This window comes from Nonomuraea salmonea (assembly GCF_042428605.1).
Taxonomy (GTDB): domain Bacteria; phylum Actinomycetota; class Actinomycetes; order Streptosporangiales; family Streptosporangiaceae; genus Nonomuraea; species Nonomuraea salmonea.
Map to the genome: position 1 here is coordinate 1,103,484 of NZ_JBHMCF010000011.1, position 16,798 is coordinate 1,120,281.

A 16,798-nucleotide genomic window follows, 5' to 3' on the forward strand; every position below is an offset into this window, starting at 1 on the left:
CGGTCTACGCGAAGTCGTAGCCCACTTCCACGAAGACCGTGACCGGCCGCATGCCGGGGCTGACCGAGGCCCCGGCCTCGGCCACCATCGCCGCCGCGCGCATCGGCTGCGGCGGCGCCTCTCGCAGCTCGCTCACCGACACCACCCGGCCGAGCGGCCGGCCGGCCAGCGCGGCATATTGGGCGGCCTTGGCGGCGGCGTCCCTGAACGCGCGCTCCCTGGCCTCGGCCAGCGCCGCGGCCGGGTCGGACAGCTCGAACGCCACGCCGTTCAGCCTCGCCTCCTCGCCCACCCCCGCCACGGTGTCGATGACGTGGTCGGCCCTGCCCGCATATGGGCCGACGTCGCGGACGACGGCCTCGACGCCCTGCGCCGCCCGGTAGGCCGCGACCTTGGGATAGGCCTCGTACTCGGGGCCCAGGGACAGCTCGACCGTCGTCACGTCGCGGGCGGCCACGCCCGCGCGTCCCAGCGCCTCGGCGAGCCGGGCGGCGGCGGCTCGGGCGGCTTCGAACGCGTCTGCGGCGGAGGACCTGCGGACCTCGACGCCCGCGTAGAGCCGCAGGGTGTCGGGCGCGGCCAGGACCGAGCCCTCGCCGACCACGGTGATGTCCACGGTGATGTCCACGGGCGCCCCCTCGCGGTTGGGTCCAGGCCCCGATCCTAGGCCCCGATCGTAGGTCGCGCCCCGCCTCATGCGGTGGGCCTGGAGAAGCGGAAACCCATCGTGTCGAACTCGGCCTTGTCCCTGGCCGTCGCCAGCACCCGGCCCGCCCGGCCCCGCATGTCCACGACGACCGCCTCGTACCCGCCGTCCTTGGCCCGCCACACCGCGAGGTGGTCGTCGTCCCACCAGCCGATGAGCCGTTCCGCGGCGACCGGGACCGTCACCGCGCCGGTGGCGCCGCCACTCGTCGAGTGCGCGCACAGCGCGGTGCCGGCGGCCGTGCAGTGCGCCAGGAACCGGCCGCCCGACGGCGAGACGTCGTCGCCCTCCACCCACACCGGGGTTCCGACGTCCTTGAGCGTGCGCTGGACCTTGCCGTCGAGGCCGTAGAACGTCATCGCGCCGCCCGTCCAGGTGCCCACCGCGCGGCCGCCGGCGTCCCAGAAGAAGCGCCACTCCCCCGCGCCCTGCTCGCCGACCTGGAAGACCTCGCCCCTGCCCGTGGCGACGTCGATGACGCCGAAGCCGTACGCCTGCGCGGCGCCGCCCTCGCCCTTGTAGAGGGTGACCAGCGCCCGCTCGCCGTCCGGCGACCAGCGGGGCGTGGCCGGGTAGACCGGCTTCGGGCTGAGCTTGACCACGCGTCTCGCGCCGGTGGCGTGGTCGACGATGGAGACGGTGGCGAACAGGTCGGTGCTGTAGTCCACGTCGGTGGCCAGGGCGAGGTTCGTCCTGGGGTCCAGGGCGTACTCGAAGTAGCGGGTCTCGCGGGCGAACTCGCCGGTGTCGTGCTTCCTGACGTAGAGGCGCTCGCCGCCGTCCAGGGTGTAGGAGGCGAGCTTGAGCGGGTCGCCGTCGCGCTCGCTGATCCGCACGGACGTGCCGGGCAGCGTGTACGACCGCGTGGCGGGCGTCGCCGGGGCCGTGAGGGCGGCGGCCGACGGCGTGGAGGTGACGGTACGCGGCGGCGGGCCGCTCAGCCGTACGGCGACCAGCGTGCCCGTGGCGGCCAGCGCCAGCACCCCGGCCGCCGCCGCCCACCCGATCCGCCGTCCGCGCGCGGGGTTCCTGGAGGCGGTGCTGCCCTCCTGGAGGAGGTCAGGGGTCTGCGGCCGGGCGTGGCCGAGCAGGCGCATGAGGGCCTCGGCGGCCGACGGCCTGGTGTCCGGGTCCTTGGCCAGGCAGTCGGCGACCAGCGCGCGCAGGGCCGGGTCGTCGATGCAGGTGACGTCGGGCTCGGCGTGCAGGATGCGGTGCACCACGGCCGCCACGCCGTCCTGGCCGAACGGCGGCCGTCCCGACGCGGCGAACAGCAGCGTGCCTGCCCAGGCGAACATGTCCGACTTCGGGCCCGGCCCCTCCTCGTCGAGCTGCTCGGGCGCCATGTACGACGGCGTGCCCACCACCGTCCCGGTGAGCGTCGAGGCCAGGTCGAGCGCCTTGGCGATGCCGAAGTCGATGACGCGGGGCCCGTCGGGGGCGAGCACCACGTTCGACGGCTTGAAGTCGCGGTGCACGATGCCGGCCTGGTGGATGGCGACCAGCGCGGTGACGGTGCCGACCGCCAGCCGGTGCAGCGCGGCGCCGGTGCGGGGGCCCTGCTCGCGTACGACGTCGGACAGGGTGTGGCCGTCGATGTACTCGCTCACGATGTACGGCCGCCCGCCCGCCAGCCCGGTCTCGATGACCTGCGCGGTGCAGAACTGCGCCACCCGCCGCGCCATCGCCACCTCGCGGACGAACCGCTCGGACGCCTCGGCGTCGCCCGCCAGGTCGGCGCGCAGCAGCTTGACCGCGGCCTGCGTCCCGTCGGGGCCGGTCGCGAGGTACACGATGCCCTGCCCGCCCTCGCCGAGCCGCCCGGTCAGGCGGTACGCGCCCGCCTCCGCCGGGTCCCCTGGACGCAGGGGCGCGAGGTCAGGCATCGGCTCAACCCCCACAAACGGCGACTTTCCCGCCATTCTGCTGGCTTGGGGCCCTCGCCGTCACGCGTTCACGGCGTCGGCGATCACCTGCGGGGCGCGGAGAGGCAGGCGGCGGCCGGCCACCGGCAGGCGTACGTGGGCGGCTCCCAGGGCGGCGGCCAGCCGGGTCTGGCAGGCGTCGGCGTCGTCCCCGCTGATCACGGTGACGGGGACGGCGGGGAACGGCTTGCCGGCGCGCAGCAGCAGCAGGTCGGCCGCCATGTCGCGGCGGGCGAGCCACTCCCCCGCCATCGCGGCGGGCACCTTGCCCATGGTGTAGACGCCCGACGGGTCGGGCCGGCCGGTGAGCAGCCGGTGCGCGGCGGACCCCGCCAGGCGGGCCACCACGGCCGCGCCCCAGGTGCCGCCCAGCACGGGCAGCCACCGCCCCGCGGTCCTGGCGGCGGCGAGCGGCCTGCGCCCCGCGACGCAGGCCGGGTCCACCAGGACGAGCCCTGCCAGGCACAGCGGGTGCAGGCGGGCGAACGCCTCCGCGTGCCAGCAGGCCACGCCGTGCGCGACGAGGGTGACGCGTTCGGGGTGCGCGGGGGCGAGCGCGACCAGGCGGGCGACCTCGGCGTACAGGGTGGGCGGCGCCACCGGCCGGGCGCTGCGGCCGAGCCCCGGCCGATCGAAGCGCACGACCCGGCGGGACCCGGCCAGCAGCCCCGCCACGGCGTCCCAGTGGAACCACGCCCCGCCCGGACCCGCCGTGATCAGCACGGCGGGCCCTGCCCCCTCCTCGACGACATGGGTCTGCGTGTGATGGGACACCTGCACGCGGGCGGCGGCGTCCGGAGGGAGCGGGGGAAGCACGCGGGCGCCGCCCACCCCGCCCATGCGGCCGGGAGCGACCCGCAGGCAGGCGTCCTCCCCGTACGGGTCGTCGCCGGTGACGGGCGCCGGCGAGGGCTCGGCGACGAGGAGGTGGAGCGCCACGTACACCAGCCAGAACGCGATCACCGTGAGCTGGGCGCGATGCGCGAGCCCGGCGCCGTGCCCCGCGATCAGCGCGATGACCAGCAGCAGCGTGGCGACCAGGCTCAGCCAGGTGAGCGCCCATGACAGCCACGACCGCCACCGCGCGCCGAGCAGCGCCATGGCGGCGAGGACGGCGAGCGTGCCGGACGCCCCGGTCAGGGCGTGCAGCAGGTGGCTGAGTGAAGTGCCCGAGCCGCCGCAGGCGGGGTCGCTGAGCGTGGCGCAGTCGAGCGGGAACAGCCCGCCCAGGAAGGTGGACACGCCGAACGCGGCCAGCGCCAGCCAGCCCGGCCACTCGCGGGCCACCCTGGGCACCAGCAGCACCCCCAGGACGCACGCGAGCCCCGACAGCGCGTCGCCGACCCGGAACAGCCGGCTCCACGGCTGGTCACGGGCGGCCAGCTCGCTGACGTACCCGTGGGTCCTGTCCACCGCGGGCGTGGTGAACTGGCCGGTGATCCAGGCGCTGCCCAGCACCGCCGCCATGATGAACGCGCACGCGGCGAACACGTACAACCTTCGCTCCACGTGACAATTAGATCACTGTACGCGAAAGTCGCAGGTAAGCGCCCCTAACTGCGCCCCCGTCAGCGCCCCGTCAGAGCCCCGGAGCCCCCCACACCGGGAACCACCGGCTGAGATCCTTCTCCAGCGGCAGCTCACCCTCCAGAGCGCCTCTGGCCTGCAGTTCGAGCGCGTTGTCGCGCTTCTGCCCGGCGAGCGGCGCGAACGGGTAGAAGGTGCCGCGTTTGTACAGGTAGACGACGGCCAGCCGGCCGCCGCCGTCAGGCCGCGCGAACGACACCAGCGAGCAGAGCAGCGACGGCCCGAACCCGGCGCCCTCCAGCGAGGAGTTGACCGCGTGCAGCTCGGTGACCAGGTCGCTGAGCGCCTCGGACGGCCGGCGGACGAGCAGCCAGGTGTAGCCGTAGCCGTCGTCGGACTCCTCGACGCGCTCCCCCAGCAGCGCCTTGACGTCGCGTTCGACGGTGGCGAACGCGCCGCCCTCGGCGGCGCGGAAGGCCACCGAGCCGAGCCCGGTCGGCTCGAGCCCGGTCGCCGCCTGCAGCGTCACCGCCGCCGACGGCAGCGCGAACAGCGCGTCGAGGTTGGGCTTGACCGGCTTCGACCGGCCGAGCAGCGCGTCGAGCCAGCCCATGGGCCTCAGCCCCTTCCCAGTTGCCGGGAGATGGCGGCCAGCTGCTCAAGGCGGCGCTCGAGCGGCGGATGCGTGGAGAACAGCGCGGCCAGCGTCGCGCCCTTGGCCAGCGCGGGCGCGAAGTAGAAGGCGTTGAACGGCTCCGCCTCCCGCAGGTCGCGGGTCGGGATCCTGGCCATGTCGCCGGACACCTTGCTCAGCGCGCTGGCCAGCGCGGACGGGCGCTGCGTGAGCAGGGCGCCGGCCCGGTCGGCGGCCAGTTCGCGGTAGCGCGACAGGGCGCGGGTGAGCAGGAAGCTGATCGCGTACACGACGACGGACACCAGCAGGATGATCACGCCGATGGGCAATCCGCCCTGGCCGCCGTTGCGGCGGCCGCCGAGCCCCGTGTAGAGCGCGAACCTGGTCATCAGCCCCGCCACGATGCCGAGGAACGAGGCGATCGTCATGACGGCCACGTCGCGGTGGGCGACGTGGGACAGCTCGTGCGCGATCACGCCCTCCAGCTCCTGCGGCTCCAGGCGGCGCAGGATGCCGGTCGTCACGCAGACGACGGCGTGCTTCTGGTCACGGCCGGTGGCGAACGCGTTGGGGACGTCGGACTCGGCGATCGCCACCCGTGGTTTCGGCATGTCGGCCAGTGCGCAGAGCCGGTCGATCAGGGCGTGCAGCTCGGGCGCCTCCTGCGGTGAGACCTCCCGGCCGTGCATCGCGAACAGGGCGATGCGGTCGGACAGGAAGTACTGCACCAGCAGGAAGGCGCCGGCCAGCACCAGCACGGTCAGCGCCTGGGCGCCCAGGGCGATCAGGACGCCGACGAACACGACGTAGAGCAGCCCGAGCAGGAACATCGTCACGACCATCCGGCGGGTGAGGCCGGAGTCGGACGCGAACCGCGTGCTCACGGCGTCAGCCCGGGATGAGGCCCTGGTCGCCCAGCATCTCCCGGACCTCCTCGATCGAGGCGTCCGCGGGGGGAAGGATCAGCTCTGACGGCTCAAGGCTGTCGTCGGGAAGCGCTTTGCCCACGTGGCGCACCTTGTCGAGCAGCGCGTGCAGCTTGACGCGGAAGGCCTTCTCGTCGCCCGCGTCGATGGCCGCCTCGAGCTCGGTGTCGAGCTCGTTGAGTACGGCGATGTCGTCGGCGGAGATCTCGATCTGACCCTCGCCCATGATTCTGACGATCATGCGCCCTCCCCAGGCTGACGGTACTGCTGGGTGGGGCCGGCCTGCTGCTGCTGCTGAGGCTGTGCCTGCGGCTGGGCCTGCTGCTGCGGCTGTCCCTGCTCGATGGACGGCTGCGGCGCGGAGCCCTGGCCGAGCTCGGCCTTCATCCTGGCCAGCTCCAGCTCGACGTCCATGCCGCCGCCCATGCGGTCGAGCTCGGCCTGGATGTCGTCGCCGCGGGTGCCGCTGAAGTCGTCGAGCGCGCCGCTGGCGAGCAGCTCGTCGATGGCGCCGGCGCGGGCCTGCATCTGCGCCGTCTTGTCCTCGGCGCGCTGGATCGCGAGGCCGACGTCGCCCATCTCCTCGGAGATGCCGGAGAACGCCTCGTTGATGCGCGTCTGGGCCTCGGCGGCGGTGTAGGTGGCCTTGATGGTCTCCTTCTTCGTGCGGAAGGAGTCGACCTTGGCCTGCAGCCGCTGGGAGGCCGTGGTCAGCTTCTCCTCCTCGGCCTGCAGGTTGTCGTGCTGAACCTTCAGGTCGGCCATCTGCGTCTGCAGGTTGGAGCGCCGCTGCAGCGCCTCACGGGCAAGGTCCTCGCGGCCGACGGACAGCGCCTTGCGGCCCTGCTCCTCCAGCCTCCTGGCCTGGTTCTCCAAGCCGGTTATCTGCAGCTCCACCCTCTTGCGCGAGGTGGCGACGTCGGCCACCCCCCTGCGCACCTTCTGCAGCAGCTCGAGCTGCCGCTGATAGGAGTAGTCAAGGGTCTCGCGCGGATCCTCCATCTTGTCCAAGGCCTTGTTGGCCTTGGACTTGAAGATCATCGAAAGTCTCTTCATCACGCTCATGCGCGTCGGCCGTCCCCTTCTAGGTCGTGCTGGTGTCAATCCCGATGCAGCGCAGCCGCCTTGGGATTACCCTACGCATAACGCACGAGGGCGTCACTAAGTTGCAGTCCAGGTAGGGTTGACGTCGTGTTGCGACGCCGTTCCCAAACCTCCGTGGACGACACCCCCGTCCCCGATGACGATCCTAAGCCCCAGGGTAAAGGTCGTCCCACACCCAAGCGCCGGGATGCCGAAGGCAGGCGCCGCCAGTACGTCTCCGCGCCGAAAGACCGCAAAGAGGCATACCGGCAGATGCGTGCCAAACAGGCCACCGAGCGAGAAAAGGCCCGTCAGGGCATGCTCGCCGGTGACGAGCGGTATCTTCCCGTTCGCGACAAGGGTCCCGCCCGCAAATTCGCGCGCGACTGGGTCGACGCCCGGCGGCTGCCGAGCCAGTACTTCCTGCCGTTCTCGCTGGTGATCCTGCTGGCCACGTGGATTCCCTGGCCGATGGCGATCCGCGCCCAGGTGCTGGGCTACGTCGTCACGATCGGCTGGCCGATCATGATGCTCGGCGTGCTGTTCACCTCGGTCTTCGTGGCCTTCAAGGTGAAGAAGGAGGTCGCCGAGAAGCTGCCCGACGAGAGCGTCAAGGGCGTGGGCTTCTACGCGGCGATGCGGGCCCTGCAGATCCGCAAGCTGCGCTTCCCGCCGCCGCGGGTGCTGCCCGGCGGCCGGCCCGTGCCGCCGAAGAAGTAGCGGCCTCAGGAACGGCCGTAGCAGCGGCCGTTCACGGATCGCCCTGCTCCACGATCTCCCAGCGCAGCACGCCTCGCTCGACCGCGGGCCGCCAGCCGTCGAAATCCTTCCCTTCCTCCAGGGCGTCGGCGACGGCCCGCATGAGTGCGTGGTACGACGGCCGCCGTGGCGCCATGCCGCCGATCGTGTCGTCCCAGCCGACGCTGCCGTCGGCGGAGTCGACCAGCGCGTACGGCGAGTACTCCTCCATGTCGGCGAAGACGAGGACCGGGATCAACCGGCCGCTCCACAGCTCGTCCCAGGGGTCGTCACCGCGATCCGTGGAGTCGAGCCCGCACTCATGGCGCCAGGTGTCCCTGATCTCGCGGACGCTGAGATTCGACGCGCCGTCGAACCACGCGCCGAACCCGAACCCGGCCGCACCGTCGTGGCGCAGCAGCGAGGCGCGCAGGTCGTCGGGGAAGTGCACGCCCATCTGCGCCTCGGCGATCGCGATCGTGCGGGCTTTGCCGGGCCGCCCGAGCCCGCGGTACGTCCGCGGCGCGTTCACTTTCAGCCACCGCTCGATGCGCCGCCACTGCCGGTTCACCGCCCGCCTGACCTTGAGGTCGATCGGCCGGACGGTCACCGGTCCCGTGACCGGCGAGCAGTAGGGGTCGGGCGTCGGTGCCGGCTCGGGGGCCGGCTCGGGGGCCGGCTCGGGGGCCGGCTCAGGGGTAGGGGACGGCGGCGCGGCCGTCCGCTGGGCCGCGGCGACCAGCGCGCTGTGCCGTTCGCGCTGAGCCTGCAGCCGGGCGCCCGAGGTGTCCTCGTACGGCAGCAGCGCGGCCACCAGGACCACCGCCACGACCCCCGCGACGGCCGCCCAGACCGGCCACACCGGCCTGCTGCGCACCGGGCGGCCCGGCCACCACGCGGCGGGCCCCTGAGTGGCCCTGCGCGGGGCCGGCGGCCTGGCGGGCATGCGGGCGCGCCGGCGCAGCCGGACCGCGACGGCGGCCAGGATCGCGGCCGTGAGCGCCAGCCGTACGAGCTTCAGCACGTCGCGCACCCTATCCCGAATCAGATCATCCGATGTTCCACCATTAGAGTCGGACGCATGGAATTCCGACACCTTGGTCGCAGCGGTCTCATGGTCAGCGAGATCAGCTACGGCAACTGGATCACTCACGGCTCCCAGGTCGAGGAGGACGCCGCCAAGCAGTGCGTGCAGGCGGCCCTCGACGAGGGCATCACCACCTTCGACACCGCCGACGTCTACGCCGGGACCAAGGCCGAGGAGGTGCTGGGACGCGCGCTCAAGGGCGTTCGCAGGGAGTCGCTGGAGATCTTCACCAAGGTCTACTGGCCGACCGGGCCCGGCAAGAACGACCGCGGGTTGTCGCGCAAGCACATCTTCGAGTCGATCCACGGCTCGCTGCGCCGCCTGCAGACCGACTACGTGGACCTCTACCAGGCACACCGCTTCGACTACGAGACCCCGCTGGAGGAGACGCTCAAGACGTTCGACGACCTCGTCCGCCAGGGCAAGGTCCTCTACATCGGCGTCAGCGAGTGGACGGCCGAGCAGATCGGCCGCGCCCTGAAGATCGCCGACGAGATGGGCTTCGACCGGCTCGTGTCCAACCAGCCGCAGTACTCCATGCTGTGGCGGGTCATCGAGTCGGAGGTCGTGCCGCTCAGCGAGAAGGAGGGCGTGGGCCAGATCGTCTGGTCGCCGATCGCCCAGGGCGTGCTGACCGGTAAATACCTGCCCGGCCAGCAGGCGCCCGAGGGCTCGCGGGCGACCGACAAGACCGGCGGCGCGATGATCGCCCGGTTCATGCGCGACGACGTGCTGACCCGCGTCCAGGAGCTCAAGCCCATCGCCGCCGACCTGGGCCTCAGCATGGCGCAGCTGGCCGTCGCCTGGGTGCTGCAGAACCCGAACGTCTCCAGCGCCATCGTCGGCGCCACCCGCCCCGAGCAGGTGCGCGACAACGTCAAGGCGGCGGGCGTCAAGCTCGACGCCGACGTGCTGAAGAAGATCGACGACGTGCTCGGCGACGTGGTCGAGCGTGACGCGTCGAAGACGGCGAGCCCGAGCAGCCGCCCGTAGGTTCTCCACGACGAAACCCCTTGAGCCGGACTTTCCGCTCAAGGGGTTTTTCGTTTCTCCCGCCCCTGCTTAAGGTGACTCGGGGCGCAAGGACAATCCCGTGTACTCCACTCGGTCCTCCTCAAGCAACGCGACCTGCTCGACACCCGATTCGAGCAGCTCACGCCAGTTTTCACCGATCCAGGACTCGGCGTCCGCCTGGCTGGGAAAAACCTCTCGCGGCAAAGGGCGATCCGTCACCTCAGCACCACGCGCATTTTCATAACGCCACCGCCATGTCATGCCATACGCTCCTTTTCCGCGGGTTCGCCGGCGCACCCTCCGCAGGCACTGGGAACCCTACTCCCGAGCTTTCCGGTCAATCGATGCCGCGCGCGTTCCCGTGTTGCGGCAGGGGCCGCCTGGACGGCGGCCGCCTTCCCTCTGTCTCCCCCCGTTCGGTGCCCGCCTCACCCCCGGTCCTTTTGTACGCTCGGCGCGGTGAAAGTCCTTCTCACCGGTACGGCGGGCGCCTCGGGCCGGCCCGAGCCCGGCTGCCGCTGCGCCTCCTGCGCCGCACCGCCCCCTGACCGTCGCCGCCCGTTCGGCTTCGTGGTGGACGGCGTCGTGACGTACCCCTTCCGCGACCCGCCCGACGGCTACCGGCCGTGCGCCGGCGGCCTGGGCCTGGTCTGCCCCGACGGCACCCGTCTCCTCCACCTCCCTCAGGGGGCCTCCGTGCCCGTCCAGGAGACCTCCCGGTACGACGTCGTGCTGATCGACCTCCTCGACCGTCCTGAGCGCCTCGGGGAGCTGCGCCGCGCCGGGCTGGCGGACGCGGCGACCACGGTGGTGGCCGTCGGGCTCGACCACCGGATCCGGTCGGAGGAGGAGCTGGCCGGACGGCTGCGGCTGTGGGGCGCGATCACCGTCCCCGACGGGACGGAGGTGACGCCGGGCCAGGGGGTCGCGCCGCTGACGCCGCTCCGGGCGCTGCTGCTGGGCGGGTCCAGATCGGGGAAGTCGGCGGAGGCGGAGGCCAGACTGGCGGCCGAGCCGCACGTCACGTACGTCGCCACCGGCCCTGACGGCACGGGCGACGGCGAGTGGGCGGCGCGGGTGCGGGCGCATCGGGAGCGCAGGCCCGCGCACTGGGCCTCCTTGGAGACGACCGCGCTCGCGGCGGCGATCCGCGCCGCCACCACACCGTTGCTGATCGACGGGCTGGGGACGTGGCTGGCCGCCGTGTTCGACGAGCACGGCGCCTGGGAGGGCGACCGCGCCCCGGTGATCGCCCGCTGCGACGAGCTGGTGGCCGCGTGGCGGCAGACGCCTCAGCCCTTGGTGGCGGTCTCGGACGAGGTCGGCATGGGCGTGGTGCCCGCGACGGCCAGCGGGCGCGCGTTCAGGGACGCCCTGGGCCGCCTGAACGAGCGCCTGGCGGCCGAATCGGAGTACGCCGCCCTGGTGGTCGCCGGCCGCGTGCTCGCCCTCTGAGGGCTTCGCAGGGCGTCAGGGGCGGGTGGCGCGGGCGTACCAGCGGCCGTCGATCCTGTCGACCTGGAGCGGGCGGCCGAAGCAGTCGCTGAGCAGGTCGGAGGTGAGCACGTCGGCGACCGGCCCGGCGGCGAGCACCCTGGCGTCGCGCATCAGCATGGCGTGCGTGGTCGTCGCGGGCACCTCCTCCAGGTGGTGCGTGACGGTCACGGTGGTGAGCACGGGCCTGATGGCGGCGAGGTGTTCGACGGCGCTGATGAGGTCTTCGCGGGCGGGCAGGTCGAGCCCGGCGAACGGCTCGTCGAGCAGCAGCACCGCGGGGTCGGACATGAGCGCCCTGGCCACCCTGACGCGGGCCCGCTCGCCCTGGGAGCACACGCGGAAGGGCCGCTCGGCCAGCTCCTTGCAGCCGAGGTCGGCGAGGAGTCGGTGGGCGCGGTCGTGCTCGGCGTCGCCGTACCGGTCCCACAGGGGCGCGCTCGTGCCGGTGTGGCCGGTGAGCACCACCGTGTGCGCGCTCGCCCCCTCCTCCTCCATCAGCTCCTCGTCGATGAGCCGCTGGCTGGAGGTGACCAGCCCGATGTGGCGGCGCAGCTCGCGTACGTCGACCCGGCCGAGCCGGTGGCCGAGCACGCTGACCGCGCCCTCGCTCGGGTGACGTACGGCGCCCACGAGGGAGAGCAACGTCGTCTTGCCCGCCCCGTTGGGCCCCAGGACCGCCCAGTGATCGCCGTAGTCCACCTGCCAGTCGACGCCGTCCAGCAGCGTTTTGCCGACGACCCGGACGCCCACGCCTTCCAGTTCAACCACGTGCATCCCGCCACACTAGTGGGCCCTAGGATCCTCCGTTATGCGGTCAATGGACGGGCTGCGGTTCGCCGTGGGCACGCTGAGCGTCTTCCCCGTACGCGTGGAGCGGGTGGACCGCCAGGTGGCGGGCCGGGCGATGGCCCTGGCCCCGGGCGTCGGGCTGGTGCTCGGCCTGGCGGGGGGGCTGCCGCTGGTGCTGTTCGGCGAGCGGCCGTTGCTGGCGGCGGCGCTGGCGCTCGCGTTGCTGGCGCTGCTCACCCGCGCGCTGCACCTCGACGGGCTGGCCGATCTCGCGGACGGCCTGGGCAGCGCAAAACCGGCCGACCAGGCGCTCGACATCATGAAAAAGTCGGACATCGGACCTTTCGGTGTCGTGACGCTGGTGTTCACGCTGCTCGTCCAGGTCACGGCCCTGGTCTCCGTCAGCCCGCCGGGCGATGCCTCCGACGCGGCCCCCTACGCGCGTTACGCCGCGCTGGTGACCGCCTGCCTGGCCGGGCGGCTCGCGCTGACCTGGGCCTGCCGGGCCGGTGTGCCCGCCGCCCGGCCCGACGGCCTGGGCGCGATGGTCGCGGGCACCGTACGCCGCCCGGCCGTCGTGCTCGTCACGCTGGCCGCCGTGCTCGCCGCCGCCGCCATCGGCCTGCTCGCCGCCCCGGGCCCGGCGCCCGTGGACGACCGCCCGGCCGTGGACGGTCTCGTCGTGGACGGTCTCGTCAACGTGACGGCGGTGGTGGTCCAGGGATGCCCCTTGGACTTCGCGGCCTTCCCCGACTGCCCCGAGCCGGCCGTGCCCGGCATGCGCTACGAGGAGGCGAGCGGTCTCCTGCCGGGCGGCGTCGCGGCGCTCGGGCGGACACTGGCGGCCCCTGTCGCGCTGCTCGCCGGGCTGGCCGCCGCCCTGTTGCTGCTCGGCCGCGCGCGGCGCCGCCTCGGCGGCGTCACGGGGGACGTGCTCGGCGCGCTCGTGGAGACGGCCGTCACGGTGACGCTGGTGGCGTACGCGCTGCTCGCCTGACGCCTCAGCCCGCCTCAGCCCGCCTCGCCGGACCGCCCAGGCCCGGACGGAGCCGACTCCGGCTCGGCGTCCTCGGGGACGTCGTGCGCCGGCGGGGCGGCGGGAGTTCGTCCGGTCAACGGGAGGAAGCGGAGCAGAGCCGCGCCCACCAGGGCGAGCAGCACCCAGCCCACCACGCCGGTGATGCCGGCGAAGATCTCGTTCGGCGGGTGGGCGGCGTCGCCGAGCAGCAGGACGGGCCCGGCGACGGCGTTGAGCGACGCGTGGGCCACCACCGCGGGCCACACGCTGCCCGACCGCAGCCGCAGCCAGCCGATGACGACGCCGCCCACCGTGCAGAAGCCGATGAACGCGAGCGCCGCCCACGAGCCGAGCCGCGGGTAGTTGTAGCCGAGCAGGGTGATCGGGGCGTGCCACAGCCCCCAGATGAGCCCGGAGTAGACCAGCCCCATGACGGCGCCGTTGGCGGCGGTGAGCCGGGGCAGCAGCCAGCCGCGCCAGCCCCACTCCTCCCCCAGCGCCGGGATCAGGATCGGCACGGGCCCCAGCAGCGCCGCCAGCACAAGCTGCATGACGGCCACGGAGGTCATCTCGTCAGGCGGCTGCACGCCGCGCGCCCGCAGCACCTCGGCGAGCAGGCTGAACCCGCCGAGGTCCAGCGAGACCAGGCCGGCGGCGGCGCTCAAGCCCATGGCGAGCAGCGTCAGCAGCGGCACGCCGAGCCAGGCGGCCAGCACGAGCCGCAGGGTGCGGCCCCTGCTCTCGCCGAGGGTCAGGCCCGTCTCCTTCGCCCACCGGCGAAGCGGGGTGCGAGCGGCGATCCACACGCCGAGCACGCCGATCGTGGGCGTGAGCATCATCAGCGCGGCGAGCGCCTGCACCTTGGACGGCGTGCCGAGGCCGTCGCTCAGCCAGAGGGGCAGGGCCGCGGCCCAGGACAGGCCGAAGGCGAGGACGAGGTAGACGAGCAGCGGTCTCTTCATGGCTGGGCACGCTCCGCGACGAGGGCGTTGATGAGGGCGGCGCCGCGCTCGGCGTCGTCGATGCTGATCGCGAGCTGCCCACCGGAACGGTAGCGGAGCACGAGGCACTCGCCGCCGCGCAACATGATGGTGGCGGCTCCCGGCACGCCGCGGAAGCCCCAGCCGCCGGCGTCGGCGGGCGAGCGCCGTTCGGCCCAGGCCGACTCGACGGACGACAGCCTGATCCGCCGCGCGGGCCAGCCGAACGGCCCGAAGCCGATCCTGATCAGGCCGTCGCCGACGCGCACGGACACGGCCATGGTGGCGAGCCCGACGACGAGGAGGATGACGGAGCCCGGCAGGACCGCGGCCATGAGGGAGCCGCCATGGCCGCGCAGCCCGAGCAGGGTCATGACCACGGTGACGGCGAACACGGCGACGACGGCCACGGTGAGCCCCCGGTTGACCACCCGGCTGACCCAGACGGCCCGCTGGCCGGACCGCAGCCGCAGCACGGGCGGCGCCTGGCTGCCCGGCGCCGGCTCGTCGGGCTCTCCCTTGGCGAGGACGGCGGCGAGCGCCGTGGCCGCGAGCATGCCCCCGAGTATGGCGGCGATGTGCCAGCCCGGCAGCGTGGCGGCCGTCCAGTCGGGGACGTCGAGGTTGGCTGACAGCGTCGAGCCCTGGGCCCCCATCAGCAGCACGCCCGTCCCGAACAGCAGGCCCCACCAGGTCATCCTGGACGCGCGACGCACCTGCGCCCGCCCGCTCAGCGCGACCATGGCCACCGCGAGCACCACCCAGATTCCGGCGCTGACGGCCACGTGCCCGGCGAACGAGTTGGACCCGTCGGGCGAGGTGCCCGACCAGTGGGTGGCCATCGGATCGGGCAGCCGGTCGCGTACGGCGCAGGCGGGCAGGACGAGCGCGGCGGTCACGGCCAGCCCCCACGCGGCGGCGACGGCACGGGCTATCACGTCAGTTCCTCCAGGATGGTGATGAGGTCGTCACGGCTGTAGCCGTGCTTCTTGGCCTCCTCGAGCAGTTCGCGGGCCCGCTGGGCGAGCAGGGCGCGCCCGTCGGCGCGCCGCGCGACGCTGACGCCGCGGCCTCTCCTGAACTCCAGCAGCCCCTCGTCGCGCAGGTCGCGCAGGGCGCGCAGCACGGTGTTGGGGTTGATGCCCAGAGCGCCGGCCAGGTCGCGGGCCGGCGGCAGGCGGTCGCCCGGCCGGTAGGAGCCCTCGCCTATGGCACGGCGGATCGCGCCGGCCACCTGCTCGTGGAGCGGCCGGGCGTCGTTGAGGTCGAGCGTCAGCAACATGGTGCCAATGACACTAGCACCATTATGTGCAGGGTCCTGAGCTGCGATTGGTGGGATGAACCCCTGTTTGTGAGTACGCAGAAACCGTGGATAGCATCGGTTTACGTGACCACAGTGCGGCTGAACTCAGCAGATCCAGTCTCCATCGACACCGACGCCCTGATCGTCGGCTTCCGGTCAGGCCAGGACGGCCCCGTCCCCGCGGTGGGCGTGGAGTCCCTGGAATCCGCGTTCGGCGGCAAGCTGGCCGCCTCACTCGACGCCGTGGGCTTCACCGGCAAGGCGGGTGAGCTGGCCAAGCTGCCGACGTTCGGCTCGGTCACCGCCCCCGTGCTCGTCGCCGTCGGCCTCGGCGACTCCCCCGGCCTCGAGGGCCTGCGCCGCGCCGCCGGCGCCGCCGTACGCTCCGTCGCCGGCGTCTCCAGGGCCGCGCTCGCGCTGCCCGCGGGCACCCCCGACGAGGCGGAGGCCGTCGCGCTCGGCGGCCTGCTCGGCGCGTACGCCTTCTCGCGCTACCGCACCGACGGCGACCAGAAGGCCCCGGTCGCCGAGCTGACCGTGCTGTCGGAGCAGGGCGACGGCGTGGCCGAGCGCGCCGGCGTGCTCGCCGACGCCGTCTCCCTCGTCCGCGACCTGGTCAACACCCCGCCGTCCGACCTGTGGCCGGCGAAGTTCGCCGAGATCGCCGAGCAGGTCGGCGACAAGGCCGGGGTGAGCGTCGAGGTGCTCGACGACGAGCAGCTCAAGGCCGGCGGCTACGGCGGCCTCATCGGCGTCGGCCAGGGCTCGGCCCGCCCGCCGCGCCTGGTCCGCCTCTCCTACAGCCACCCCGAGGCGAGCAAGACCCTCGCGTTCGTGGGCAAGGGCATCACCTTCGACTCCGGCGGCCTGTCGCTCAAGCCGTCGGCCTCGATGGACTGGATGAAGTCCGACATGGGCGGCGCGGGCGCCGTGCTCGGCGCGCTCATCGGCATCGCCAGGCTCGGCCTGCCGGTCAACGCCGTCGGCTACCTCTGCCTGGCCGAGAACCTGCCGAGCGGCACCGCCCAGCGTCCCTCCGACGTCATCCACAGCTACAGCGGCAAGACCGTCGAGGTGCTCGACACCGACGCCGAGGGCCGCCTCGTGCTCATGGACGGCATCGCCCGCGCCGCCGAGGACCAGCCCGACCTCATCGTCGACGTCGCCACCCTCACCGGCGCCCAGATCGTCTCGCTCGGCTGGCGCACCGCCGGCGTCATGTCCAACGACGACGCCGTCAGGGAGCTGGTGGTCGAGGCCGCCGGCGCCGCCGGCGAGGGCGCGTGGGGCATGCCGCTGCCCGAGGAGCTGCGCAGGGGCCTCGACTCCCCGGTCGCCGACATCGCCAACCTGCAGCCCGAGCGGTGGGGCAGCATGCTCGCCGCGGGCATCTTCCTGAAGGAGTTCGTGCCCGACGGGGTGCGCTGGGCCCACATCGACATGGCCGGTCCCGCGTACAACAAGGGCGAGCCGTACGGCTACACGCCCAAGGGCGGCACGGGCGCCATCACGCGCACCCTGATCGGACTCGCAGAGCGGCACGCGAGCATCTGAAACAAATGAAAAGATGA

General features: G+C 73.1%; 18 protein-coding genes. 5 read left to right on the forward strand and 13 right to left on the reverse strand.

Going from position 1 to position 16,798, the window contains the following annotated elements:
• Positions 1-4: 4 nt before the first annotated feature.
• From ACFFR3_RS15475 to ACFFR3_RS15505, 7 genes are all read right to left on the reverse strand, one after another.
• A complete protein-coding gene (locus ACFFR3_RS15475) occupies positions 5-628 on the reverse strand; it encodes an SIMPL domain-containing protein (protein ID WP_379483316.1) in 624 nt (207 codons plus the stop codon).
• A gap of 65 nt (positions 629-693) precedes the next feature.
• Positions 694-2,592 carry a protein kinase domain-containing protein gene (locus ACFFR3_RS15480; protein ID WP_379483317.1) on the reverse strand — a complete coding sequence of 633 codons (1,899 nt, stop codon included), beginning with the start codon at positions 2,590-2,592 and terminating at the stop codon, positions 694-696.
• Between the two features lie 60 nt (positions 2,593-2,652).
• Entirely contained in the window at positions 2,653-4,140 is a 1,488-nt protein-coding gene (locus ACFFR3_RS15485) for an alpha/beta fold hydrolase (protein WP_364374013.1), read from the reverse strand.
• A gap of 70 nt (positions 4,141-4,210) precedes the next feature.
• On the reverse strand, positions 4,211-4,771 hold the full coding sequence (pspAB, locus tag ACFFR3_RS15490; protein WP_364374016.1) for a PspA-associated protein PspAB: 561 nt from the start codon (positions 4,769-4,771) through the stop codon (positions 4,211-4,213).
• 5 nt (positions 4,772-4,776) lie between these two features.
• Entirely contained in the window at positions 4,777-5,634 is an 858-nt protein-coding gene (htpX, locus tag ACFFR3_RS15495) for a zinc metalloprotease HtpX (RefSeq protein WP_379483388.1), read from the reverse strand.
• 46 nt (positions 5,635-5,680) lie between these two features.
• The gene (gene pspAA / locus ACFFR3_RS15500) at positions 5,681-5,959 is read right to left on the reverse strand and encodes a PspA-associated protein PspAA (RefSeq protein WP_355425016.1); all 279 of its coding nucleotides are present in this window, start codon (positions 5,957-5,959) and stop codon (positions 5,681-5,683) included.
• Complete coding sequence (locus ACFFR3_RS15505) at positions 5,956-6,783, reverse strand: PspA/IM30 family protein (protein ID WP_364374024.1); 828 nt, start codon at positions 6,781-6,783, stop codon at positions 5,956-5,958. Before ACFFR3_RS15505 ends, pspAA begins: the two co-directional genes overlap by 4 nt.
• A gap of 153 nt (positions 6,784-6,936) precedes the next feature.
• Between ACFFR3_RS15505 and ACFFR3_RS15510 the strand changes: the two genes are divergently transcribed.
• The gene (locus ACFFR3_RS15510) at positions 6,937-7,521 is read left to right on the forward strand and encodes a DUF3043 domain-containing protein (protein ID WP_364374027.1); all 585 of its coding nucleotides are present in this window, start codon (positions 6,937-6,939) and stop codon (positions 7,519-7,521) included.
• Positions 7,522-7,552: 31 nt separating this feature from the next.
• Here the strand turns inward: ACFFR3_RS15510 and ACFFR3_RS15515 are convergent, their stop codons facing one another.
• Positions 7,553-8,563 (reverse strand): SMI1/KNR4 family protein, encoded by a 1,011-nt coding sequence (locus tag ACFFR3_RS15515; RefSeq protein ID WP_364374030.1) that lies wholly within the window; start codon positions 8,561-8,563, stop codon positions 7,553-7,555.
• Between the two features lie 57 nt (positions 8,564-8,620).
• Between ACFFR3_RS15515 and ACFFR3_RS15520 the strand changes: the two genes are divergently transcribed.
• Positions 8,621-9,619 (forward strand): aldo/keto reductase family protein, encoded by a 999-nt coding sequence (locus ACFFR3_RS15520; protein WP_345400913.1) that lies wholly within the window; start codon positions 8,621-8,623, stop codon positions 9,617-9,619.
• Between the two features lie 69 nt (positions 9,620-9,688).
• Here the strand turns inward: ACFFR3_RS15520 and ACFFR3_RS15525 are convergent, their stop codons facing one another.
• On the reverse strand, positions 9,689-9,901 hold the full coding sequence (locus tag ACFFR3_RS15525) for a hypothetical protein (RefSeq protein WP_364374036.1): 213 nt from the start codon (positions 9,899-9,901) through the stop codon (positions 9,689-9,691).
• A gap of 198 nt (positions 9,902-10,099) precedes the next feature.
• Between ACFFR3_RS15525 and ACFFR3_RS15530 the strand changes: the two genes are divergently transcribed.
• The gene (locus ACFFR3_RS15530) at positions 10,100-11,095 is read left to right on the forward strand and encodes a bifunctional adenosylcobinamide kinase/adenosylcobinamide-phosphate guanylyltransferase (RefSeq protein WP_345400910.1); all 996 of its coding nucleotides are present in this window, start codon (positions 10,100-10,102) and stop codon (positions 11,093-11,095) included.
• A gap of 15 nt (positions 11,096-11,110) precedes the next feature.
• On the opposite strand, the gene ACFFR3_RS15535 is transcribed toward ACFFR3_RS15530, so the two are convergent.
• Positions 11,111-11,911 (reverse strand): ABC transporter ATP-binding protein, encoded by an 801-nt coding sequence (locus ACFFR3_RS15535; protein WP_345400907.1) that lies wholly within the window; start codon positions 11,909-11,911, stop codon positions 11,111-11,113.
• A 34-nt stretch (positions 11,912-11,945) separates the two neighbouring features.
• On the opposite strand from ACFFR3_RS15535, the gene ACFFR3_RS15540 reads away from it, so the two are divergent.
• Positions 11,946-12,923 carry an adenosylcobinamide-GDP ribazoletransferase gene (locus tag ACFFR3_RS15540; RefSeq protein ID WP_379483318.1) on the forward strand — a complete coding sequence of 326 codons (978 nt, stop codon included), beginning with the start codon at positions 11,946-11,948 and terminating at the stop codon, positions 12,921-12,923.
• 14 nt (positions 12,924-12,937) lie between these two features.
• On the opposite strand, the gene ACFFR3_RS15545 is transcribed toward ACFFR3_RS15540, so the two are convergent.
• Genes ACFFR3_RS15545 through ACFFR3_RS15555 form a run of 3 tightly spaced genes read right to left on the reverse strand, consistent with a single transcriptional unit; the run spans position 12,938 to position 15,206 of the window.
• Positions 12,938-13,906 carry a CPBP family intramembrane glutamic endopeptidase gene (locus tag ACFFR3_RS15545; RefSeq protein ID WP_379483319.1) on the reverse strand — a complete coding sequence of 323 codons (969 nt, stop codon included), beginning with the start codon at positions 13,904-13,906 and terminating at the stop codon, positions 12,938-12,940.
• A complete protein-coding gene (locus ACFFR3_RS15550) occupies positions 13,903-14,862 on the reverse strand; it encodes an SdpI family protein (RefSeq protein ID WP_379483320.1) in 960 nt (319 codons plus the stop codon). The genes ACFFR3_RS15545 and ACFFR3_RS15550 overlap by 4 nt, the downstream gene beginning before the upstream one ends.
• Positions 14,859-15,206, reverse strand: a complete 348-nt coding sequence (locus ACFFR3_RS15555) for a GntR family transcriptional regulator (RefSeq protein ID WP_345400901.1) — start codon at positions 15,204-15,206, stop codon at positions 14,859-14,861. The genes ACFFR3_RS15550 and ACFFR3_RS15555 overlap by 4 nt, the downstream gene beginning before the upstream one ends.
• Positions 15,207-15,311: 105 nt before the next feature.
• Between ACFFR3_RS15555 and ACFFR3_RS15560 the strand changes: the two genes are divergently transcribed.
• A complete protein-coding gene (locus ACFFR3_RS15560) occupies positions 15,312-16,781 on the forward strand; it encodes a leucyl aminopeptidase (protein WP_345400898.1) in 1,470 nt (489 codons plus the stop codon).
• The last annotated feature ends 17 nt before the right edge of the window (positions 16,782-16,798 follow it).

Excerpts from the sequence above, each read along its gene's own strand:
- ACFFR3_RS15480 (WP_379483317.1), bottom strand. The coding sequence starts at position 2,592 with ATGCCTGACCTCGCGCCCCTGCGTCCAGGGGACCCGGCGGAGGCGGGC.
- pspAB (WP_364374016.1), bottom strand. The coding sequence starts at position 4,771 with ATGGGCTGGCTCGACGCGCTGCTCGGCCGGTCGAAGCCGGTCAAGCCC.
- htpX (WP_379483388.1), bottom strand. The coding sequence starts at position 5,634 with ATGGTCGTGACGATGTTCCTGCTCGGGCTGCTCTACGTCGTGTTCGTC.
- pspAA (WP_355425016.1), bottom strand. The coding sequence starts at position 5,959 with ATGATCGTCAGAATCATGGGCGAGGGTCAGATCGAGATCTCCGCCGAC.
- ACFFR3_RS15505 (WP_364374024.1), bottom strand. The coding sequence starts at position 6,783 with ATGAGCGTGATGAAGAGACTTTCGATGATCTTCAAGTCCAAGGCCAAC.
- ACFFR3_RS15520 (WP_345400913.1), top strand. The coding sequence starts at position 8,621 with ATGGAATTCCGACACCTTGGTCGCAGCGGTCTCATGGTCAGCGAGATC.
- ACFFR3_RS15525 (WP_364374036.1), bottom strand. The coding sequence starts at position 9,901 with ATGACATGGCGGTGGCGTTATGAAAATGCGCGTGGTGCTGAGGTGACG.
- ACFFR3_RS15535 (WP_345400907.1), bottom strand. The coding sequence starts at position 11,911 with ATGCACGTGGTTGAACTGGAAGGCGTGGGCGTCCGGGTCGTCGGCAAA.
- ACFFR3_RS15540 (WP_379483318.1), top strand. The coding sequence starts at position 11,946 with ATGCGGTCAATGGACGGGCTGCGGTTCGCCGTGGGCACGCTGAGCGTC.
- ACFFR3_RS15545 (WP_379483319.1), bottom strand. The coding sequence starts at position 13,906 with ATGAAGAGACCGCTGCTCGTCTACCTCGTCCTCGCCTTCGGCCTGTCC.
- ACFFR3_RS15555 (WP_345400901.1), bottom strand. The coding sequence starts at position 15,206 with ATGTTGCTGACGCTCGACCTCAACGACGCCCGGCCGCTCCACGAGCAG.